This is a genomic window from Gordonia alkaliphila, from assembly GCF_039542465.1.
Lineage (GTDB): Bacteria > Actinomycetota > Actinomycetes > Mycobacteriales > Mycobacteriaceae > Gordonia > Gordonia alkaliphila.
The window spans coordinates 81,588-102,116 of record NZ_BAABIE010000012.1 but is presented as its reverse complement, the minus strand read 5'-3'; the positions used below and the strand labels follow the sequence as shown (position 1 = coordinate 102,116).

Genomic DNA, 20,529 nt, shown 5'->3' with positions numbered 1-20,529 from the left:
CGGCTGGTGGTCGGGCGACCTACCGGCCCATGGCGGCCAGCTGGGTCACCGCGTCGCTGCTGAGCTTCCAAGTGCCGTCGACCTTGACGAAGACGAGGGGCATGTCGATCGGCTGCGGGGTGTGCGGGGACTTCACCGAGATGTTCACCGTCGCCGCGTCCTTGCCGTCCACCTTGTCGGCGGTGGCCACCGAGGTCACGGTGTAGACGTCGGGGGTGTAGCCGGCGGCCGAGGAGCCCTTGGCGAAGCCCATCAGTGCCGCCGTGGTCGCCGGATCGGCGGCGTCGACGACGCTGTCGATGTCGGCGGCCGGGGTGGCCGGGTCAACGGCCTTGCGCAGGATGTCCTGAGCCTGGGCATTGTCGAGGCCGTCGACGGCCGCCTTGACCTGGTCGGTGGCCGATGTCGCGGCCGAGACGGCGCTACTCGTGGCGTTGTCGGTGCTGTCGCTGGAGCAGCCGGTCAGGGCGATGGCGGCACCGGCCGCGAGAGCGGCGACGGCCAGAACGGGCTTGCGCAGGGTCTTCTGCATATTCAGATCCTTCATGCGATGGTCAGGTGAACCTAACCTACCCTGCGCGCTGGGTGCGGGACTAGCCCCGGTCGCCGTCCAGGAGGTGGGGAGCGTCGAAGGTCATCGTGAGATCGGCGACCGAACTGCTGGTGAGAGCGTGCCGGGACAGTCGCAGGGCGCGCAGCTCGTCGGCGATCGGATGCGTGCCGAGGGTCAGGGCGGCTCCGCCGAGCCGGGTCCGCGTACCGGTGGTGGAACCCAGCCGCCAGGGGGTCCGACGCGTCACGCCGTCGAGCTGCGAGTACGACTGCAGCACAGTATCGGAACCGGCGCCGGGCACCGGGATGCCGGGCCGGACGATCAGTTCGGCGATGAGTCGCCCGTCCGCGGACACCCGGCCGCGTTTGGTGCGGCTCGTGTGGTCGACGTCGAAATCGGCCATGGTCTTCGGAAAGCCCCAGATGCCTCGGCCGGCCGCCCTCGTGAAGTCGCCATCGACCGGCAGTTCGTGGATCAGGGCGTGCGCGTCGCCGCGGCCGAGCGCACGCAGCGCACCCAGTCTGGAGGAGGCCGGTGCGGCCGGGTCCTCGACCAGGAAACAGACTCCGAATTCGTGGTAGGGACCCAGGTCGCCGTCGAGGTACTCGACGAAGACCAGCATGCACAGCGCGCGGCCGGAACGGATCTGCAAAGGACGCAGCCCCGCCGTGCCGCGTTCGGCGATCGCCCGGCCGACCGCCTCGGCGTCCGCGGTGTATCCGGCCACGAAGCAGCGGGCCGAGCGGATCTGCACGGGGAGGGCGACGGTGGCGCCCAGGATGTCGTACGAGTGGTTGGCGGTCATGTCTGCCAAGGATAGATGTGACAGTGGTCCGAGTTGTCGTATCCGCCAGATACTGTGCAGACCAAAGTGTACGACCCCGGTATCCATACCGGAGTGTGTGCCTCGGATCGTGAATAGACGGAGGGGACCGTGTCCGCGAAGGAGTACAGCACCGTCCTGCGTGTGGGGATGGTCGACGATCACCGGTCGCCGGTGTGGGGTATCGAACGCATTCTGGAAGACGTCCCCGACCTGCAGCTCAGTACCTCCGCCACCACGGTGGGCGCACTGCTGGATCAGACCCGCAACCTCGACGTGGTGCTGCTGGATCTACGGCTCGGCGACGGGACCACGCCGATGGAGAACGTCAGTCGGCTGGCGGAGCACCAGATCGGCACGGTGGTCTACACCTCCGGCGAGCACCCGGATCTACTGCGTTCTGCGGCGCGTGCGGGCACGTTGGGCGTGGTGCTCAAGTCGGCATCGGAGCAGGAGATCGTCGATGCGATCCGCGCGGCAGGCCACGGGGAGGAAGTGCTCACCACCGAGTGGGCGGCCGCGATCGACGGCGACCCGAACCTGGCTGCGGTGAACCTGAGCCCCCAACTGCAGCGCGTGCTCACCCTGTACGCCTCCGGCGGCACGTCCGCGAGCGTCGGCGCCGAGCTCGGCGTCGCACCGGACACCGTGAACGAATATCTCAAGCGGATTCGCCAGAAATACGCCGATGCCGGCCGTCCGACGCGTACTAAACTCGACCTGTTCAAGCGGGCGGTGGAAGACGGCTGGCTGCCTATGCCGCAGCGGTCGGTCTCCGACGACGGGTACCAGCCATAGTCGCGCTGTCGTGGTTACGCAGTGATCGGCGAGGGGGCGACGTGAGGGCGACCGGTGTCCGCGGAGCCATCGTCTCGGGACGGACGGAAACCGATCGGCTCCTGGTCATGTTGGCGCGGTTCGTGGCCGCGGGCTTCGGCGTCTACTTCCTGATCTCGCTCCCGACGTTCGGTCAGCCGCCCGGTCTGGTCGCCGACTGGTTCGCACCCGTTGCCGCGGTGGCCGCCTTCGTGCCCGCGGCGCTGATGATGTTCGCGACGTTCCGTGTGCGGTCCGCGGCCCTCCACCCGGTATTCGCCTACCTCTGCGGGGTCGGCTATCTGGCGGCGTCCGGATGCTGGTTCCTGGCGTGGGGCGGCGAGACCACCGAAGTGGAGCAGGTCAGTTGGCTGATCAACTTCGCCGGTCTGCCTGCACTCGCGCTGGCGCTGTACCGACTGCGCGATGCGGCATTGATGCTGATCGCCTGCTCGCTGGCACGTGCGGCCATCATCGAGGCCGCCCGCGGTGCCGGACTGGAGGTGCTGTGGCAGGAGGCCCTGTGGAGCATCGCCTTCACCGCGCCGTTCGTGGTGGCCTTCCGCATGGTAATCCGCGTCGGTCGACTCCTCGATCAGACGCGCGCGACGGCCATTCGCGCCGCCGCGGAGGCGGCCGGCGCCGCAGCTCGGAACGCGGAGCGCTCCCGATTCGACGCGCTGATCCACGATCAGGTGATCGCGACCCTGCTGGCAGCCAAGTCCCGCGAGCCCGATCAGCGGCTCGCCGAGCAGGCGCGATCGGCGCTGCACGAACTCGCACTGATCGCCGACGACGGTCCCGACTCCGCCGATGCGGAACTGTCCATCGCCGAGACGGTGGCCAGGCTGCGCACCCTGGCGACATCGATCGAGGCCGATGCGTCGCTAGGCGTGGTGAACAAGGAAGGCCTGGACGAAGCAGTGCCGCGCTATCCCGAATACGCGGTGCGGGCCATGGCCGAGGCGATGGGCGAGGGCCTGCGCAATTCGGTGATGCATGCCGGCGCCGACGCGGAACGGGCCATTCTGGTGGAGGCGGGTCCCGACTGGATCCTATTGACGGTCGCCGACAATGGCGACGGCTTCGACCTCGACGAGGTGCCCCCGGAACGGCTCGGCATCGAGGTGAGTATCCGGGCGCGGCTGGAGGGCATTCCGGGCGGCAGCGCAGCACTCGGCAGTGTGCGGGGCAAGGGCACGACGGTCCGTCTCCGCTGGAGCCGTCAGTGATGCAGCGACGCGAGTGGTGGTTGCCTGCGCGACACGATCTGTCGGCGATCATCGGGATGCAGTCGCCGAGCGCCGGTCTGTTGGCCGTTGGGCTCCTCGTGGTGTACCTGGTGCTCGGCCTCACCGGCAGCGGCGTCACGTCGCCGGGATCCTACGTCCTGGCCATGGCGCTGCTCGGTGTGTCCGGGCTGTTGGTCCTGATCGCCCCGGGTGAACGCATGGACTGGCGAGCCACCGCGGTGGCCACCGTCCTGCCGTCGGCGGCGATGCTGGTCGGCGCCGTCGCCACCGAGGAGCGTCCCGGAATGGCGCACGCGACGCTGACCGGCGGTGTGGTGACGGTGCTTGCCTTCATCTGCGTGCGCGGACGACTGGGCTCGGCGTGGGCCGGCTTCCTCCTCAGCGTGGCGGTCACGGTGTTCGCGGCACAGATCGGCGGGCCGAATCCGGCGCTGGTCGCCGCGGTCATGCCCAACACCGCGGTGCTGCTGCTCGCCACCTTCTTCGAAGTGATGGTCCGGCCGCGGGCCGAGCAGATTCACGCGCTGCGCCGGCAGACCGAACGCCAGGTGGTGGCGCAGGCCGCAGCCCAGGGAGCGATGGAAGTGCGAGAACGGCAGCTGACCTATCTCGAACAGCGGGCACGGCCGCTGCTCGAGCAGATCGCCCTGGGCGGTGCGCTCGACCCTCCGCGCATCGCGGAGTGCGGCCTCGTCGAGGCGGCGCTGCGGGACCGTATCCGAGCGCCGGGACTCGAACTGTTGGATATCGCCGCCGAGGTGTGGGCTGCGCGTGCGCGCGGAGCCCGCGTGGTGCTGCTCGACGACCTGCGTGCCACTGACGACGAGGTCGCCGCGCGGCTGCAGCTCCTGCGTGCGGAGACCGTGGCGGCGCTCGGTCGAGCGGGCGCCGGCGACGGCGTCACCGTTCGACTGCTCCCGCCCGGCCGCGACCTGCTGGCCACGCTGTCCGTGGTCGACGACGACGGACAGCGTCGTCGTGAGTTCGATCTGACCGGCGCGATCCGCGCCTGACGAGAGCGCCTGCGGTGTCAGTCGTCCAGAGGATTGACGTAGGCCCCGGCGGGTGGATGGGTGTCCCCAGTTCTGGGTCTACCCGGCATATCGCGCGCTCCCTAGGCTGAGACGGCGGGGGATGATCCGTATCGGTCGGGAGTTTTGCGAAGGGGAACGATTGTGACTTTGGCTGCGGTGAACGCGGACTTCGATTACGCGGAACGCAGGATTCTGGGGTCGCTGGCGAACCGACCGGTTCTCTCCGAACGGGAGATCGAGGTCTTGATCGCCTGGCTGCTGGCGGAGTCCAAGGAAGAAGCGGCGGCGAGCCTGTACATCTCGGCGTCGACGGTGAGCACGCACATCTCGCGGATTCGGGCCAAGTACGACGCCGCCGGACGGGCCGCGCCCACCAAGGCGCACCTGCTCGCCCGGGCGCTGCAGGACGGTTACACCGACCTCGATCGTTGGTGACACGCCGACGGGGGTGACGGGCCGGCACCACGAATTTGCTGCTGGCCTGCGCGAACCCCTACACTAGAGCGGTTGCCTGCGGTGCTTGCACCGCGAATCGGCGCGCGAACCCACTGGTACCGTCCAGCTCTGCTGGAAAGTGCCAGGCAGGCGCGTGTTTCGGTGGCAGCGGACCGAGTGTGTCGGGTCGGCAATCCGGCACACATCCAGACCAGGTCAAGGAGACCAGCAGTGATTCAGCAGGAATCGCGCGTGCGGGTCGCCGACAACACCGGTGCGAAGGAAATCCTTTGCATCCGCGTGCTCGGCGGATCCTCGCGTCGCTACGCCGGCGTCGGCGACGTCATCGTCGCCACCGTCAAGGACGCAGTGCCCGGCGGCAACATGAAGAAGGGCGAGATCGTCAAGGCGGTCATCGTGCGCACCGTCAAGGAGCGTCGTCGCCCGGACGGCTCGTACATCCGTTTCGACGAGAACGCCGCCGTCATCCTCAAGAACGAGACCGAGCCCCGCGGCACCCGCATCTTCGGACCGGTGAGCCGCGAGCTGCGTGACAAGAAGTTCATGAAGATCGTGTCGCTGGCACCGGAGGTGATCTGACCCATGAAGATTCACAAGGGTGACACCGTGATCGTCATCTCGGGCAAGGACAAGGGCGCCAAGGGCAAGGTCATCGAGGCCTACCCGAAGCGCGAGCGCGTCCTCGTCGAGGGTGTCAATCGCATCAAGAAGCACACGGCTGCCTCGGCCAACGAGCGTGGCGCCGAGTCCGGCGGCATCGTGACCCAGGAAGCCCCGATCCACGTCTCGAACGTGATGGTCGTGGACTCCGACGGCAACCCGACCCGCGTCGGCTACCGGGTGGACGAAGAGACCGGCAAGAACGTCCGTATCTCGCGCAAGACCGGGAAGGACCTCTGATATGACCACCTCTGAGAAGACTCAGCCCCGCCTGAAGACTCGCTACCGCGAGGAGATCAAGGGCAAGCTGAACGAAGAGTTCAACTACGACAACGTGATGCAGATCCCGGGTGTCGTCAAGGTCGTCGTGAACATGGGTGTCGGTGACGCCGCTCGCGACGCCAAGCTGATCAACGGTGCGGTGGCCGACCTGGCGCTGATCACCGGTCAGCAGCCCGAGATCCGTCGTGCACGCAAGTCCATCGCGCAGTTCAAGCTGCGCGAAGGCATGCCGATCGGCGCCCGGTCCACCCTCCGCGGTGACCGCATGTGGGAGTTCCTGGATCGCCTGGTGTCGATCGCGCTTCCGCGTATCCGTGACTTCCGCGGCCTGAGCGACGCTCAGTTCGACGGCAACGGTAACTACACCTTCGGCCTGAATGAGCAGTCGATGTTCCACGAGATCGATATCGATTCGATCGACCGCCCCCGCGGCATGGACATCACCGTCGTCACCTCGGCCACCAACGACGAGGAAGGCCGCGCGCTGCTGCGCGCCCTGGGCTTCCCGTTCAAGGACTCGAACGCGAAGGACAACTGACATGGCAAAGAAGGCTCTGCGGATCAAGGCCGCCAAGAAGCCGAAGTTCGCGGTGCGTGCGTACACGCGCTGCAACAAGTGCGGTCGCCCGCACTCGGTCTACCGCAAGTTCGGCCTGTGCCGAATCTGCCTGCGCGACATGGCGCACGCCGGCGAACTGCCGGGCGTGCAGAAGTCGAGCTGGTAAGAACCACGCGGCGTCCCGCGCCGTGACGGCTTGATCGTCGGCCCCGTCTCCCAACAAGGGAGACGGGGCCGACGTCGTGTGCGCGGTTGGCCCGCGCGGCCGGGGGATGGGAGTATGCTCGCCTGATGTACCGCGGAGCCGGGGATCCGCTGCACATGCACGTATGTGGCAGCGGAGGCGTGGGGGACGAATGGCGCTGAAAGCTGACTCCGCACGTTTCGTGGTCGCCGTCGACATCGATCCGACGCACCGACTCTCTGCCGTTCTCGGACGCACCATCGTGGCCGAAGCGGGCCAGTCGTTCATCACGCAGCTCGTCGGCGGGTTGCCGCAGGCGGTGCAGACCACCGGCGCTCCGATCTCGGATGGCTGATCGCGGCCGACACGGGCGCGCTCGAGGCGCTGTACGCGGTGGTCGCCGACGAGCCGGGAGTCTTCCTTGTCGACGTCGCCGGGGTCGAGTGCTATCTCGATCCGGCCCTGGGCATCGCCGACGCGTGGACCGTGCGGGAAGTCGACCGCGACGCGACCCAGCAGACGCTGATCGACTGCGCCGACGGGGCCCTCGCCGAGGCGATCCAGCGCTCGCGACGCATCGCGATCCACGGTAACGCCCGGATGAGCGAGATCCGTCGGGACTATCAGCTGGCGGTGGCGCTGGCCCGCGGCTCCGCCGCTGACGTGATCCCCGTCTATCAGCCGATCATGCGGATCGCCGACCAGCAGATCACCGGGTTCGAGGCGCTGATGCGCTGGCGCCGCGACAACGAGACCCTGCTGGGGCCCGCGGAGTTCATGGACGGCATCGACTCGAGCGTCACCGCAGCCCTGTGCCTGTACGCGCTCGGCCCCGACCGCGTGTTCGGGCTGCACATGCCGGAGAAGGAATCGTCGACCGACACCATCGACTACAGCAGGCTGATCTCGGACTCGCTCGGCATCGACTCGGCGCTCGAAGAGCTGTCGCCGATCCTGGAGGCGGCCGGCTGCTACCGGCGCCGCGATGACGCGATCCGCTTGGTGGTCCCCGACTACGGTCCCGGGTACAAGTCGAAGATCATCCTGCCCAGCGTCGTCGACTCCGACAGCTTCCGGCTGTACTCGGTGGTCATCGAGGATCCCGACGGCGTGCAGAGCACCCACCGCCTCACCACCGAGGCCTACCTGGGCACCGTGGCCGCGACCAACTTCAAGCAGCGGGTGCGCAAGATGCTGGAGTACTACCACGCCGATCGGCTGAACTACGTCACCACCGGCACCCCGAACCGGCTCGAGTACGACCAGGGGTTCTTCGTGAAGCTCGGCGACGGTTCCGCCGACGTCAAGCCGATCGCGCATCTCTACAAGGGGCATGTCTACCAACTGGCCGAGTACCTCGGGGTCCCGAAGGAGATCCGGGAACGACCGTCGACCACCGACACCTACTCGATCCCGCAGTCCCAGGAGGAATTCTACTTCTCCCTCCCGCACCAACGGATGGACCTGTGCCTCTACGGGCTCAACAACGATGTGCCGATCGAGCAGGTGGCCGCGGCCACCGACCTGGACGAGGATCAGGTGCGACGCGTCTACCGCGACATCGACCAGAAGCGGAAGACGACGGAGTACCTGCGCCTGGTGCCCGACCTGCCGGTCGCCGTCGACGAAGTGTCGGCCCACTGACCCGCGCACAATGGTCTCCGCCTTCCTGTCGGGGGAGACGGAGGCCATTGTGCGGTGCCCCCACCGGGGGGCCGTATGGAATTCTCAAACAACACATCGCGCCGGGAACCTTCTCCCGACACTGCATTCAGGAATGTTCTAGATCTCGCGCGAGGCGAGAGTTGTTGGTGGATAGCCGCTTTGGGGCTGTTGGGACTTCAGTTCGTGAAACAGGCGTCGCTGGTGTGGCGCTAGGCTGCGCCGGGCAACAACGTCAGCGTGCGTCGGGCGTTGGACGGAATCGGTTCCCGGAAGCGCTTCGGATGCTCCGGGTCGGCCGGCGGCACGAACCACGGATGCCGGTCGTGCCCGATGAACACCTCCCACCCGCTCTGATGGATCAGCATGTGGTGGCGTCGGCACAGCAGTACACCGTTGTCCAGGCAGGTCTGCCCGCCGTGCTCCCAGTGCTCCACGTGGTGGCCGTCGCACCAGGATGGCGGTAGCCCGCAGCCGGGGAACGCGCAGCCGCGATCACGGAGCACGAGCGCCTTGCGGATGGCCGGAGTGAACAGCCGCTTCTCGCGGCCGACGTTGAGCGGTGCGCCGTTGTCGTCGAGTAGCGCGATCGCCACCGACGCCTCGCACATGATCAGTTCCGCGGTCCGCGCGGAGATCGGCCCGCCGAACCCGAGCCACGGCACGGCGGTGTCGCTGTTGGCGAACGGAATCGAGATGGTCTGTCCCGCACCGGAGTCGAGTACCTGCCCGTTCATCACCACTGCCGCCGGCACTGACAGGGTGACATGCGGCAGCACGCCGCCGGACTCTGGGCGTTCGGAGTGGGCGAGGTAGGTCCGCACCACCTGGGTCATCGCGTCGGCACGCCGCCGCTTGGCGGAGCGCTTGTCGTTCGAGCCGTCCGGCTCCGGTACGGGACGGGTCAACGGATCGAGCGCCGCGAACAGCTCCTCGGCCGCCACGGTGTCCAAATCGATGGTCACGGCCACGCGTCCATCGTCGGTCCAGTCCATCGTCATCTCGTTCAGATCGTCACGCTCGGCGACCGGCACCTGACCGTCCGGGGTCTCGACCGGCGCGAGCTTGATCGCCCACGCGCGGGCCTTCTCCTTCACGCGAGCGGGCGTGGTCTGCACCATCAGTGAATGCACGACCCGGGCGCGGTCCGCTTCGGAGAGGTCGACGACGCGACCTTCTACATGGCCGATACCGGTCACGACGGCGTCGCCCTTCTCCGCCGACACCGCACCGTCGCGGATCCCGCGGGTGACCGCGCGTAGGCCCTCATCAGCGATCGCCCACCCGATGCGGACCGCACGGTGCGCCACCGCCGGCGCGGCGCCGAGTTCGGTCACAATCGCCGCGCCGGACCGCACATGCTTGCGGGCAGGCAGACCGCTGCGTTCGATGGCCGCACACGCGGCCGCGATCGAGTAGTCGACCACGTTGCGCAGCCGCAGTAGGGCTGCGGTCACGGCGAGGAGTTCGCGGTCGTCGTCGACCGCCCGAACGCGCGCCAGGAAGTGTGCGAGATTGTCGACGGTGTCGTCGTTGTCGGTGACATCGTCGACCAGGAAGTCGGCGAGTTCGGTCAGGCCTGCTGCGTCCACCAGGACACCTCCGGTCAGGAGTACGGGTACAGCGGTCGAACCGGTCGAGCTGCCCGGACGGTCGGTCAGGCAGCCACTCGATTCGGTAGACGGGCAGAGGTATCCGCATCGTCTAACTCCAAGTTTCGCCTCATATTGCGTTAGCACAACAGTTCGTCGAAACTTTTTTCGAAAGATCTTCGCGAGCCTTCTACCTGCGCAGATATCAAGGTTGAGGGAAAGATTCGACCCCGTCTCCCAGAAGAGGACGGGGTCGAGAAGCGATGCGGCGATCTACGATCGCCCGGGTCGGCTCAAGCCTGCGGCGTCTTGCGGCCGCGGAGTAGGTAGATCACCGGCAGGATGCCCATCGAGTTCACCAGCGACAGCCCGGTGGCCCACGCCCACTTGGGGCCGTTCACCTCGGCTGCGGACCGGGAAGCCAGATCCTGCCCGGCCCACACGCGCAGACCTGCGTCGACGGCGCTGACCGCGATGGCGGTGCCCTTCTGTCCGCGGGACAGGTCACTCCACTTCTTCTTAGCCATGGCTGTCACCGTACCGGCGGGGCGACCCGATCCCGGGAATCCCGGGACCAATGGCTCATGCCGGTGTCGGCAGCGCTTCGTATCGTGGAAGGCACACGATCGAAAAATGTGAGGGGCCACACAATGGCGGGTGAGGCGGAGACACAGGAATGGGTCCGACCGTTGGCTGGTCTCACGCTGAACGATGCGCCGTCGGTCGGCGGCAAGGGCGCCAATCTGGGGGAACTGATCGGTGGCGGATTTCCGGTGCCGGGCGGCTTCGTCGTCACCAAAGAGGCGTACCTGGCGGCGATGGACGCGGCGGGCCTGCGCGCCGAACTCGCTGCGCGGGCGCTGCCCCCGACCGGAGTGACCGAACAGGAACTGCTCGCCTTCGCCGAGGACGTGCGGACGCGAGTGTCGAAGGCGGCGATCCCGGACGCGATCGCCGGTTCGATCACCGAGGCCTATCGGAGGCTGGGCGATGATCGACGCGTCGCTGTGCGCTCGTCGGCGCCGGCCGAGGATGCGGCGGACACATCCTTCGCCGGGATCCACGACAGCTTCACCGACGTCGCGGGCCCCGCTCAGCTGCTCGAGGCGATCGTGCGGTGCTGGATGTCGCTGTGGTCGGCGCGCGCCCTGACCTACCGCAAGGTGCAGAACGTCGAGGAGGAGCCGTCGGTCGCGGTAGTGGTGCAACTGATGGTCGATTCGGTGAGTGCGGGCGTGATGTTCACCGTCGACCCGCTCACCGGAGATCCCGACCGCATCATGATCGAGGCGGCCCGCGGCCTCGGCGAAGTGGTGGTCGGCGGTCAGGTGGAGCCGGACACGTACATGGTGAGCAAGACGGAGCCGCGCGCGGTGCTCAGCGCACACGTCGGGGCGCAGGCGTTCCAGCTCGTCGCCGGCGAGAGCGCCGACGAGGTGCCCGAACAGATCCCCGAGTCCGACCGCGGACGGCGCGTGCTCACCGATCGCCAGGTGTTGGCAGTGGCCGCGCTCGGTGTGGACGCCGAGAAGCACTACGGCGTGCCGCAGGACATGGAGTTCTCCTTCTGCCCATCCGCGAACGGCAGCGACCCGGACCTGTACATCGTGCAGTCACGGCCGATCACGACGCTGGCGCAGGGCGGCGCCGGCGCGGACTCCGGTCCCAGCGGTGCGGGCGAGCTGCTGGTCAGCGGCCTGGGTGCCAGTCCCGGCGTGGCGAGCGGACGCGTGCGGATCATGCGTGAGGTCGCCGACGCGGGCAGTCTGAACGACGGCGACGTCCTGGTCGCCCCGATGACCCGACCCGACTGGCTGCCGGTGCTGCGGCGTGCGTCGGCGATCGTGACCGATGGCGGCGGAATCACCTGCCACGCGGCGATCGTCGGACGCGAACTCGGCAAACCGGTGGTGGTCGGGGCGCGTGGAGCCACCGGCACCCTCGTCGAGGGTGCCCTCGTCACGGTGGACGGCAGCGCGGGCACGATCTCGGCGGGTGCCCCGGCGCCCGGCGAGGTACGGCCGCTGCCGTCCGCTGAACCGGTGGCCGCCGCGCCGACGCGGGAAGTCACGGCCACCCGCGTCTACGTCAATCTGGCGACCCCGGATACCGCGGAGGAGGTGGCGGCCATGGACGTCGACGGTGTGGGTCTGTTGCGGGCCGAGTTCATGATCACCGAGGCGCTCGACGGGTTGCACCCGGCCAAGCTGCTCGCGGAGGGACGGCGCGCGGAGTATGTGGAGAAGATGGCGGCCGGGGTGTCGACGATCGCGGCCGCGTTCGGTGATCGCCCCGTGGTCTATCGGGCCATCGACTTGCGCTCCAACGAGTTCGCCGCGCTCGACGGCGGCGACGTGGAACCGGACGAGGACAACCCGATGATCGGCTACCGGGGGTGCTACCGGTATGTCCGTGAGCCGGAGCTGTTCCGCCTCGACCTCGACGTGATCGCCGCGGTGCGCGCGCGGCATACCAACGTGCACCTGATGATTCCGTTTGTGCGAACCAAATGGGAACTGGCGGAATGCCTTTCGCTGCTCGACGCGCATCCGCTGGGCCGGGACACCGGACTCAAGCGGTGGATCATGGCGGAGGTGCCCTCGGTGGTCTATTGGTTGCCGGAGTACGCCGCGCTCGGCATCGACGGTGTCTCCATCGGCAGCAACGACCTGACGCAGCTGATCCTCGGCGTCGACCGCGACTCCGAGGTCTGCAAGGACCTCTTCGACACCCGCGACCCGGCAGTGCTCGATGCGATCGACCAGATCATTGCGCGGGCCTCGGCGGCCGGGCTCACCACCTCGCTGTGCGGGCAGGCGGTGTCGCTGTATCCGGAACTCGCCGAACATCTCGTGCGACAGGGGATCACGTCGATGTCGGTGACCCCGGACGCAGCCGCGGCCACGCGCCACAACGTGGCGGTGGCCGAGCGGGCGGTCATTCTGGAGGCGGCCCGGCGACGGGTCTGACGAGTTCGTCGAGGCCGGCGGAGCCTCCGGTCATCGGCGCGCGCTGTCCCGGCCCGCTGCCGGCGTCGGGCGTATCGCCGTCGTTTCTCTTTTGTGAAGATCATGTTGCGCGGAACGCTCCGACCTGCGACGACGCCGGTTCCCGGGGTGGCGATGCGCATTCGACGCGGTGTCAGCGTGCAAGCATGGGGACCCACACCGAGCGGAGAGGCGAGCATGCACCTGACACCGGGCGACACCGAGAAGCTGCTGTTGGCAGTGGCCGGGATGGTGGCACGCGATCGACGTGAGCGCGGAGTGCTGCTGAACCATCCGGAGTCCGTCGCGCTGTTGACGACGTGGGTCATCGAGCGAGCACGTGAGGGTGCGTCGGTGACCGATCTGATGGCCCGCGGCCGCACCGTCCTCCGCCGCGACGAGGTGATGCCCGGCGTCGCCGAGCTGATCGACGACGTTCAGGTGGAGGCGACGTTCCCGGACGGCCGCAAGCTCGTCACCCTGCACCACCCGATCGATTAGGAGCAGCGGCATGTCAGCGAGTCACTCCCCGGACCGGCCCGGTGCGATCCGCGTGCGCCCCGGCCGCATCGAACTCAACGCCGACCGCGAGGCCGACGAACGACTCAGCCTCGTCGTCGAGAACACCGGCGATCGGCCGGTGCAGATCGGTTCGCATCTGCACCTGCCCGCCGCCAACGCGGCGCTGGACTTCGACCGGGCCGCCGCGCAGGGATTCCGTCTCGACATTCCGTCGGGCACCTCGGAGCGGTTCGAACCCGGCGCCTCGCGACGGGTGGATGCGGTGACGCTGCGCGGACGACGGCGGGTACCGGGCCTGCAGCGTGCCGTCGTCGACGGCGGAACGCGATAAATGGTGCACATCGATCGGGAGCGGTACGCCGCCCTGTACGGTCCGACCGCCGGCGACCAGGTGCGTCTCGGCGACACCGACCTGTGGATCGAGATCGAGCGCGACCGCACCGTCGGCGGCGAAGAGGCAGTATTCGGCGGCGGCAAGTCGATCCGGGAGTCCATGGCGCAGTCGACGGCGACGCGGGCCGACGGCGCCCCGGACACCGTGATCACCAACGTCGTGATCCTCGACTGGTGGGGAATCGAGCGCGCCGATGTCGGCCTGCGCGACGGTCGGATCGTCGGGATCGGCCGCGCCGGGAATCCGGACATCGCCGACGGCGTGGACCCGACGCTGGTGATCGGACCGTCGACCGACGTGATCTCCGGCGAGGGCAAGATCCTCACCGCCGGCGCGATCGACTCGCACGTGCACCTCCTCTCGCCGTCGCAGTGCCACGAGGCGTTGGCGACCGGCATCACCACGATCGTCGGCGGCGGCACCGGGCCGTCGGAGGGGTCCAAGGCGACGACGGTGACCCCCGGCGCGTGGAATCTGCGGAACATGCACCGGGCCCTCGACGATGTGCCGCTCAACGTACTGCTGCTCGGCAAGGGCAACACCGTGTCGGCGGAGGGCCTCGCCGAGCAGGCTCTCGGCGGCGCCGCCGGGTATAAGGTGCACGAGGACTGGGGCTCCACCCCGGCCGCGATCGACGCGGCACTGGCCGCCGCGGACGACTGGGGCCTGCAGGTGGCGCTGCACTCGGACTCGCTCAACGAGGCGGGCTTCGTCGAGTCGACGGTGGCGGCGATCGACGGCCGGTCCATCCACGCCTTCCACGTGGAAGGCGCGGGCGGCGGGCACGCGCCGGACATCCTGGCGATCGCCGCGCTGCCGCACATCATCCCGGGCTCCACCAATCCGACGCTGCCGCACACGGTCAACACCGTGGCCGAGCACCTCGACATGCTGATGGTCTGCCACCACCTGAACCCGGCGGTGCCCGAAGACCTCGCCTTCGCCGAGTCGCGGATCCGGGCGACCACGATCGCCGCCGAAGACCTGCTGCACGATCTCGGCGCGCTGTCGATCACCTCGTCGGACGCGCAGGCGATGGGGCGGATCGGGGAGGTGATCACCCGCACCTGGCAGGTCGCCCACGTGATGAAGGCGCGACGGGGACGGCTCGATGAGCCCGGCGGCGAGGTCGCCGACAACCTGCGCGCGCGCCGCTACGTCGCCAAGTACACGATCAATCCGGCCGTCGCGCACGGCATCGACCACGAGGTCGGTTCGGTGGAGGTGGGGAAGCTGGCCGACCTGACGCTGTGGGATCCCGCGTTCTTCGGCGTCCGCCCGTCCGTGGTGATCAAGGGGGGAGTGCTCGCCTGGGCCGCGCTCGGTGATCCGAACGCGTCCATTCCCACTCCGCAGCCGGTGCTGCAGCGTCCCGCGTTCGGTGCCGCGATCGGTGCCGACATCTCGCTGTCGTTCGTCTCGCCGGCGGCGCTCGACGACGGGCTCGCCGAACGCCTCGGCCTGCGCCGTCGTCTCGCACCGTTGCGGCCGACGCGACACATCGGCAAGGCCGACATGAAGGTGAACGACGCGCTGCCGCGGATCGACATCGCGCCGGACACCTTCGAGATCGCCGTCGACGGGCAGTTGGTGACGCCCGCTCCCGCTCAACGCCTTCCGCTGGCCCAGCTGTACTCGATGTTCTGATGTACGCCGCCATGCTCCTCGCCGATGCGCGGCTGCCCACCGGCGGGCACGCCTTCTCGGCCGGCGTCGAACCGGCGTTGCGCGGGGGACTGTCGCCCGAGCGGGTCCGGGAGCTGATGATCGGCCGAGCGACGACCACGTCGCTGGTCGAAGCGGGTACGGCCGTGGTGGCACGTCGCGTGGTCGCGGCGCGGGACAGCCGTGTGCCCGCTGCGCTCGCGGCCGTCGAACGGGCCTGGGCGGCCCGTACCCCCGCGGCGGCGCTGCGCGAGACTTCGCGGGAGCAGGCCCGCGGCTACCTGCGACTCGGTCGCCGACTGTGGCCCCGGTCGGCGGCCCTGACCGCGGTCGGGCGGATCGATCGGCCCTCGCGCGGAGTGGTCCTCGGGGCGCTCGCGGTGGAACTGGAGCTGGACCCGACAGCTCTGGTGCGCCTGGTGATCTACGACGAGGCGGCGGCCGCGGCCGCCGCCCTGCTCAAGCTGGATCCGCGTGATCCGGCCGACGTGAGCGGCTGGGTGCTCGAGGCGTGCGCGGCCGGAGAACCGCATGTCGCGGCGGTGGCCGCACTCACCGATCCCGCCGACATCCCCGCGAACGGGGCCCCGCAGACCGAGGGGTGGGCACAGGCCCACGCCGCATCGACCAGGAGGTTGTTCCGTGCTTGACCACAACGCTGATGGCGGCCGTGATACTCGAGCCCTTCGATTGGGCGTCGCCGGCCCGGTGGGGACCGGCAAGTCGTCGTTGATCGCGACGGTCTGTCGGGAACTCGCCGACGACGTCCAGATCGGCGTGATCACCAACGACATCTACACCGACGAGGACGCGCGGCTGCTCAAAGCCGCGGGCGTGCTCGACGCCGAGCGCATCCGCGCCGTGGAGACCGGCGCCTGCCCGCACACGGCCATCCGCGACGATGTGACCGCCAATCTGATCGCCGTCGAAGACCTCGAACGCGACTTCGCGCCGCTCGACCTGGTGCTGATCGAATCCGGCGGCGACAACCTCACCGCCACCTTCTCACCGGCGCTCATCGACGCGCAGATCTTCGTCCTCGATGTGGCCGGGGGCGGCGACGTGGCGCGCAAGGGCGGTCCGGGGATCGCCCGCGCGGACCTGCTGGTGGTGAACAAGACCGACTTGGCGCCGTACGTCGGCGTCGATGTGCCGCAGATGGTGGCCGACGCCGAGGCGGCCCGCGAGGAGGGCCCGGTGCTGGCGCTGTCGCGGAACGATCCGGCGTCGGTCGCGGCGCTGCGCGCCTGGGTCCTCGGCCTGATCGACGCCCACCGTGCGGGTCGGCACACGCCGATCGATCCGGGTCCGATGGCACCGCACTTCCACGCGGATGCCGAGGGCGGTCACACGCACACGCACCAGCACGACGCCGCACACACGCATTGAGCTCGACCCCGGAGCAGCCCACCGTCGTCGAGGTGGAGTGCGCCCCCGACCGAGCGCGCGTGACGATGTCCGCCGGCGCCGGCGCCGTCCTGGTGCCCCGGCTGCTCGGGCGGACGGCGACCAGCGCGAGTATCGCATTGGTCGCCGGCGGCGCGCTGCTGCTGCCGGGAGACCGGCTCGACGTGCGCATCGCGATCGGTGCGGCGTGCACCGTGGAGATCGTCGAAGTGGGCGGCACGGTGGCCTACGGCGATCCGGACACCGAGTCGATGCGGCGCGTGCCGCCGTCGTTCTGGGACGTGGACGTGACCCTCGCCGCGGGTGCCCGACTCGCGTGGATGGGCCGGGAAGTGGTGGTCGCCGAGGGCGCCGATCTGACCCGCCGACTGCGGTTGACGGCTGCTGCCGGGGCCACCGCGTTGCTCCGGGAGACCACCGTCCTGGGGCGGTCCGGGGAACGCGGCGGTCGGGCTCGGGTGACCTCGACCGTCGACTACGCCGACGAGCCGCTTCTCGCCGAGGACACCGACTTCGCCGGTCGCCGACCGGTGCCGGGGATCCTCGGCGACGCCCGGGTCCTGGACTCCCTGCTGCTGGTCGGGCGACGTCCCGATCCACCGGTCGAGGATCCGGCTCTGCCCGGGTACCTGGCGCTCGAGGGGCCCGGCGCCCTGGCGCGGCACCTCGGCGATCACCTGCACACCAGCGAACTGGGGAGATTGTGGACGCAGTGGCGCACCGAACTCCTCTCACCGAACGGAACGGCGACATGAGTACGACGACGACAGATCTGAGTTCCGCGAGCCGGATGTCCGGTTGGCCGGTGGCTGTCGCGGTGATCACCGCGCTGAACGTGGTGGGCTGGGGACTGCTGTTCCTGGTCGTGGTGCCCTCCGGTGTGCAGTACGGCCACGGCGGGGCGACGGCCGTGGCCGTCGGGCTCGGTGCCTTCGCGCTGGGCATGCGGCATGCCTTCGATGCCGACCACATCGCGGCCATCGACAACACCACCCGGCGGTTCGTCGATCGTCGACGGCCGTCGGCGACCGTCGGCCTCTGGTTCTCGCTGGGGCATTCGTCGGTGGTGATGCTGCTCTGCGCTGGGCTCGCCGCCGGCATCGGTGCTGCTGCGCACGCGATCTCCGACGACTCGGGCATGCACGCCTTCAGCTCGGTGTGGGGACCGACGGTGTCGGGATTCTTCCTGCTCCTGATCGCGGCGGTGAACATCTGGTCGGTGCGTCGAGCACGACGCGGCGCCGGATCCGCCGGCGGTCACGGCGGTCCGATGTGGTGGCTGGTCCGCCGGTTCGAGACCGTGATCGATCGCCCGTCGCGCATGTACGGCGTCGGCTTCGCCTTCGGGCTCGGTTTCGACACCGCCACCGAGATCGGGCTGCTGGCGATGGCCGGTGCGGCCACCCTCGGCCAGGTGCCGTGGTGGGCGGGGATGACGCTGCCGATCCTGTTCGCGGCGGGCATGAGCCTGCTCGACACGGCACAGGGCGCTGTGATGCGCCGCGCCTACGCCTACGATCCGGCCGTCGATCATGCGGGCCCCGGCGCGCCGCGGGCACGCATGATCCCGTACGCGGTGGTGATGACCGGCGTCTCGGCGCTCGTCGCGATCGCTGTCGCCGTGGTGCAGTTCGCCGGGGTCGGCGCCGAGTCGTTCGGATGGGGCGGGGTGGTCGGCGCGGTGGGATCGGCCGACCTCGAGACGCTCGGTATCTGGCTGACCGTCGTACTGATCGGGCTGTGGAGCGCATTCGCGGCGACCGTCGCCCTTGGCGGCCGCAGCGTGCCGCGTCCGGTTCGACGCCGCAGTTAACCTGCCCGGCGCCGCCGTAGTACCCCGGAAACATTTCCGCCGTGGGGCGGTGACTTCGCATTCGTAGCTTTGGTTCCGAACGCGGCAACCGGCCGCGGCGGAACTGGAGGGCCGAGAATGACCGAACAGTTGGAGAGCACCCGGCGCGGATCGTCAGATCCCGTCGAACGGGAAGCGCTGAAAGAAACGCTGGAGGACTACACGCTGCGGTTCGCTCCGCGCAGCTATCGTCGCTGGAGCGCCGGTGTGGTCGCCACGTCGGCCCTCGGCGGAATCGCCTATCTCGCCGACTTCTCGATCGGTGCGAACATCGGCATCGCCAACGGCACCGGCAACGCACTCTGGGGCATTCTCTTGTTCTCGGTGGTCGTGGTGATCACCGGCATTCCCCTCGCGGTGTACGCCGCGCGCTACAACATCGACCTCGACCTCATTACGCGCGGCAGCGGTTTCGGATACTACGGCTCGGTGCTGACGAACCTGATCTTCGCGTCGTTCACCTTCATCTTCTTCGCCCTCGAGGGCTCGATCATGGCGCAGGGCCTCAAACTGGGACTCGGGATTCCGCTGCCGATCGGGTATCTGGTGTCCACCCTGATCGTGCTGCCGCTGGTGATCTACGGGATGAAGGCCCTGGCCAAGCTGCAGGTGTGGACCACGCCGCTGTGGCTGGTGATGATGGTCGGCCCGTTCATCTACCTCGTTGCCGCGCACCCGGGTTCGGTCAGTGACTTCCTCAGCTTCTCCGGCATGGATTCGGACGGTCAGCCGCTCGGCAAGGGCGTCAGCTGGGCCGGGATCATGCTGTGCGCCGGCGTCTGTCTCGCCCTCATCGCGCAGATCGCCGAACAGATCGACTACCTGCGTTTCATGCCGCCGCGCACCGAAGAGAACAAGCGCAAGTGGTGGACCGCCGTGCTGATCGCCGGCCCGGGTTGGGTCCTGTTCGGCGCGCTCAAGCAGATCGCCGGTCTGTTCCTGGCCGTCTACCTGATCGGGCACGTCGCCGACAGCGTCGGCGTCGCCAATGAGCCGGTGCACCAGTTCGTGATGATCTACGAGGAGTTCATGCCGGCCTGGCTGGCGATGACGCTCGCGGTGATCCTGGTGGTCATCTCGCAGATCAAGATCAACGTCACCAACGCCTACTCCGGCTCGTTGGCGTGGACCAACTCGTTCACCCGGGTCACCGGCCGCTACCCCGGTCGACTGGTGTTTGTGGTGGTGAACCTGGTGATCGCGCTGGTGCTGATGGAAGCGAACATGTTCAGCTTCCTGTCCGAGCTGCTGAACTTCTACGCCAACTGCGGTATCGCGTGGATCGTCGTGGTGGCCACCGACATCGTGGTGAACAAGTACCTGCTGAAGCTCAGCCCGATGCACCCGGAGTTCCGCCGCGGCATGCTGTACGCGGTCAATCCGGTCGGCTTCGTGTCGGTGATCGTCGCCGCGGGCGTGTCGATCATGGTCTTCTTCGGGGTCTTCGGCGCCGATGTCGCACCGTTCTCCCCGTTGTTCGCGGCGGTTCTGGCCCTCGTCCTGCCGCCGATCCTCGCGATCGTCACCCAGGGCCGGTACTACCTGCGTCGCAGCGACGACGGCATCGATCTGCCGATGTTCGACGACGACGGCAATCCCAGCGACGCGAAGCTGTGGTGCTGCGTGACGCAGACCGAGTTCGAGCGCCCCGACATGCTCGCCTCGGCGGTGCCCGGACCGGACGGGGAGAAGCAGTACATCTCTTCGCTCGCGCTGGCCTGTGACCGCACCGGCGAACACATCCTGCCCGCCGATCCTCCGATCAGGTAGGACCAGCCCGCCGACGACAAGGGCGCCAGCACCTGCTTCGGCGGGTGGCGGCGCCCTT

Annotated in this window: 23 protein-coding genes; 19 read left to right on the top strand and 4 right to left on the bottom strand. The window is 68.7% G+C overall.

What is annotated here, in order from left to right:
* Nucleotides 1-19: 19 nt before the first annotated feature.
* Entirely contained in the window at nt 20-532 is a 513-nt protein-coding gene (locus tag ABD989_RS13395; RefSeq protein ID WP_345313861.1) for an MTB12 C-terminal domain-containing protein, read from the bottom strand.
* 61 nt (nt 533-593) lie between these two features.
* Nucleotides 594-1,358 (bottom strand): acetoacetate decarboxylase family protein, encoded by a 765-nt coding sequence (locus ABD989_RS13390; protein WP_345313860.1) that lies wholly within the window; start codon nt 1,356-1,358, stop codon nt 594-596.
* A gap of 168 nt (nt 1,359-1,526) precedes the next feature.
* Here ABD989_RS13390 and ABD989_RS13385 point away from each other — a divergent pair, with 168 nt between their 5' ends.
* From ABD989_RS13385 to nadE, 10 genes are all read left to right on the top strand, one after another.
* On the top strand, nt 1,527-2,174 hold the full coding sequence (locus ABD989_RS13385; protein ID WP_246996766.1) for a DNA-binding response regulator: 648 nt from the start codon (nt 1,527-1,529) through the stop codon (nt 2,172-2,174).
* Between the two features lie 107 nt (nt 2,175-2,281).
* Nucleotides 2,282-3,424: a sensor histidine kinase gene (locus ABD989_RS13380; RefSeq protein WP_345313859.1), complete on the top strand. Its 1,143-nt coding sequence runs from the start codon at nt 2,282-2,284 to the stop codon at nt 3,422-3,424.
* Nucleotides 3,421-4,458: a hypothetical protein gene (locus tag ABD989_RS13375; RefSeq protein WP_345313858.1), complete on the top strand. Its 1,038-nt coding sequence runs from the start codon at nt 3,421-3,423 to the stop codon at nt 4,456-4,458. The genes ABD989_RS13380 and ABD989_RS13375 overlap by 4 nt, the downstream gene beginning before the upstream one ends.
* Before the next feature lie 177 nt (nt 4,459-4,635).
* The gene (locus tag ABD989_RS13370) at nt 4,636-4,914 is read left to right on the top strand and encodes a response regulator transcription factor (protein ID WP_246996764.1); all 279 of its coding nucleotides are present in this window, start codon (nt 4,636-4,638) and stop codon (nt 4,912-4,914) included.
* Between the two features lie 231 nt (nt 4,915-5,145).
* The gene (gene rplN / locus ABD989_RS13365; RefSeq protein ID WP_246991914.1) at nt 5,146-5,514 is read left to right on the top strand and encodes a 50S ribosomal protein L14; all 369 of its coding nucleotides are present in this window, start codon (nt 5,146-5,148) and stop codon (nt 5,512-5,514) included.
* Between the two features lie 3 nt (nt 5,515-5,517).
* A complete protein-coding gene (rplX, locus tag ABD989_RS13360; protein ID WP_246991913.1) occupies nt 5,518-5,835 on the top strand; it encodes a 50S ribosomal protein L24 in 318 nt (105 codons plus the stop codon).
* A gap of 1 nt (nt 5,836) precedes the next feature.
* Nucleotides 5,837-6,415, top strand: a complete 579-nt coding sequence (gene rplE / locus ABD989_RS13355) for a 50S ribosomal protein L5 (protein ID WP_246991903.1) — start codon at nt 5,837-5,839, stop codon at nt 6,413-6,415.
* Between the two features lies 1 nt (nt 6,416).
* Complete coding sequence (locus tag ABD989_RS13350; protein WP_345313857.1) at nt 6,417-6,602, top strand: type Z 30S ribosomal protein S14; 186 nt, start codon at nt 6,417-6,419, stop codon at nt 6,600-6,602.
* A 190-nt stretch (nt 6,603-6,792) separates the two neighbouring features.
* Nucleotides 6,793-6,975 (top strand): hypothetical protein, encoded by a 183-nt coding sequence (locus tag ABD989_RS13345; protein WP_345313856.1) that lies wholly within the window; start codon nt 6,793-6,795, stop codon nt 6,973-6,975.
* Nucleotides 6,976-7,013: 38 nt separating this feature from the next.
* Complete coding sequence (gene nadE / locus ABD989_RS13340) at nt 7,014-8,264, top strand: NAD(+) synthase (protein ID WP_345313855.1); 1,251 nt, start codon at nt 7,014-7,016, stop codon at nt 8,262-8,264.
* Between the two features lie 230 nt (nt 8,265-8,494).
* Here the strand turns inward: nadE and ABD989_RS13335 are convergent, their stop codons facing one another.
* Entirely contained in the window at nt 8,495-9,874 is a 1,380-nt protein-coding gene (locus ABD989_RS13335) for an HNH endonuclease signature motif containing protein (protein ID WP_345313854.1), read from the bottom strand.
* 293 nt (nt 9,875-10,167) lie between these two features.
* Nucleotides 10,168-10,401, bottom strand: coding sequence for a DUF5652 family protein (locus tag ABD989_RS13330; RefSeq protein ID WP_345313853.1), 234 nt, complete (start codon nt 10,399-10,401; stop codon nt 10,168-10,170).
* A 123-nt stretch (nt 10,402-10,524) separates the two neighbouring features.
* Here ABD989_RS13330 and ppsA point away from each other — a divergent pair, with 123 nt between their 5' ends.
* From ppsA to ABD989_RS13285, 9 genes are all read left to right on the top strand, one after another.
* Entirely contained in the window at nt 10,525-12,843 is a 2,319-nt protein-coding gene (gene ppsA / locus ABD989_RS13325; protein ID WP_345313852.1) for a phosphoenolpyruvate synthase, read from the top strand.
* A 216-nt stretch (nt 12,844-13,059) separates the two neighbouring features.
* Entirely contained in the window at nt 13,060-13,362 is a 303-nt protein-coding gene (locus ABD989_RS13320; RefSeq protein WP_345313851.1) for an urease subunit gamma, read from the top strand.
* Between the two features lie 10 nt (nt 13,363-13,372).
* Nucleotides 13,373-13,714, top strand: a complete 342-nt coding sequence (gene ureB / locus ABD989_RS13315) for an urease subunit beta (RefSeq protein WP_345313850.1) — start codon at nt 13,373-13,375, stop codon at nt 13,712-13,714.
* A complete protein-coding gene (locus ABD989_RS13310) occupies nt 13,715-15,424 on the top strand; it encodes an urease subunit alpha (protein ID WP_345313849.1) in 1,710 nt (569 codons plus the stop codon). It abuts the gene before it with no gap.
* Complete coding sequence (locus ABD989_RS13305) at nt 15,424-16,092, top strand: urease accessory UreF family protein (protein WP_345313848.1); 669 nt, start codon at nt 15,424-15,426, stop codon at nt 16,090-16,092. The genes ABD989_RS13310 and ABD989_RS13305 overlap by 1 nt, the downstream gene beginning before the upstream one ends.
* 40 nt (nt 16,093-16,132) lie before the next feature.
* Entirely contained in the window at nt 16,133-16,831 is a 699-nt protein-coding gene (ureG, locus tag ABD989_RS13300) for an urease accessory protein UreG (protein WP_425556535.1), read from the top strand.
* Nucleotides 16,828-17,604: an urease accessory protein UreD gene (locus ABD989_RS13295; RefSeq protein WP_345313846.1), complete on the top strand. Its 777-nt coding sequence runs from the start codon at nt 16,828-16,830 to the stop codon at nt 17,602-17,604. The genes ureG and ABD989_RS13295 overlap by 4 nt, the downstream gene beginning before the upstream one ends.
* Nucleotides 17,601-18,662 carry a HoxN/HupN/NixA family nickel/cobalt transporter gene (locus ABD989_RS13290; protein WP_345313845.1) on the top strand — a complete coding sequence of 354 codons (1,062 nt, stop codon included), beginning with the start codon at nt 17,601-17,603 and terminating at the stop codon, nt 18,660-18,662. Before ABD989_RS13295 ends, ABD989_RS13290 begins: the two co-directional genes overlap by 4 nt.
* Nucleotides 18,663-18,779: 117 nt before the next feature.
* Nucleotides 18,780-20,471, top strand: coding sequence for a purine-cytosine permease family protein (locus ABD989_RS13285; RefSeq protein ID WP_345313844.1), 1,692 nt, complete (start codon nt 18,780-18,782; stop codon nt 20,469-20,471).
* Nucleotides 20,472-20,529 lie beyond the last annotated feature (58 nt).

Coding starts and splice junctions, on each gene's coding strand:
- ABD989_RS13395 (WP_345313861.1), bottom strand. CDS start 532: ATGCAGAAGACCCTGCGCAAGCCCGTTCTGGCCGTCGCCGCTCTCGCG.
- ABD989_RS13390 (WP_345313860.1), bottom strand. CDS start 1,358: ATGACCGCCAACCACTCGTACGACATCCTGGGCGCCACCGTCGCCCTC.
- ABD989_RS13385 (WP_246996766.1), top strand. CDS start 1,527: ATGGTCGACGATCACCGGTCGCCGGTGTGGGGTATCGAACGCATTCTG.
- ABD989_RS13380 (WP_345313859.1), top strand. CDS start 2,282: ATGTTGGCGCGGTTCGTGGCCGCGGGCTTCGGCGTCTACTTCCTGATC.
- rplX (WP_246991913.1), top strand. CDS start 5,518: ATGAAGATTCACAAGGGTGACACCGTGATCGTCATCTCGGGCAAGGAC.
- rplE (WP_246991903.1), top strand. CDS start 5,837: ATGACCACCTCTGAGAAGACTCAGCCCCGCCTGAAGACTCGCTACCGC.
- ABD989_RS13350 (WP_345313857.1), top strand. CDS start 6,417: ATGGCAAAGAAGGCTCTGCGGATCAAGGCCGCCAAGAAGCCGAAGTTC.
- ABD989_RS13345 (WP_345313856.1), top strand. CDS start 6,793: ATGGCGCTGAAAGCTGACTCCGCACGTTTCGTGGTCGCCGTCGACATC.
- ABD989_RS13330 (WP_345313853.1), bottom strand. CDS start 10,401: ATGGCTAAGAAGAAGTGGAGTGACCTGTCCCGCGGACAGAAGGGCACC.
- ppsA (WP_345313852.1), top strand. CDS start 10,525: ATGGCGGGTGAGGCGGAGACACAGGAATGGGTCCGACCGTTGGCTGGT.
- ABD989_RS13320 (WP_345313851.1), top strand. CDS start 13,060: ATGCACCTGACACCGGGCGACACCGAGAAGCTGCTGTTGGCAGTGGCC.
- ureB (WP_345313850.1), top strand. CDS start 13,373: ATGTCAGCGAGTCACTCCCCGGACCGGCCCGGTGCGATCCGCGTGCGC.
- ABD989_RS13310 (WP_345313849.1), top strand. CDS start 13,715: ATGGTGCACATCGATCGGGAGCGGTACGCCGCCCTGTACGGTCCGACC.
- ABD989_RS13305 (WP_345313848.1), top strand. CDS start 15,424: ATGTACGCCGCCATGCTCCTCGCCGATGCGCGGCTGCCCACCGGCGGG.
- ABD989_RS13290 (WP_345313845.1), top strand. CDS start 17,601: ATGAGTACGACGACGACAGATCTGAGTTCCGCGAGCCGGATGTCCGGT.
- ABD989_RS13285 (WP_345313844.1), top strand. CDS start 18,780: ATGACCGAACAGTTGGAGAGCACCCGGCGCGGATCGTCAGATCCCGTC.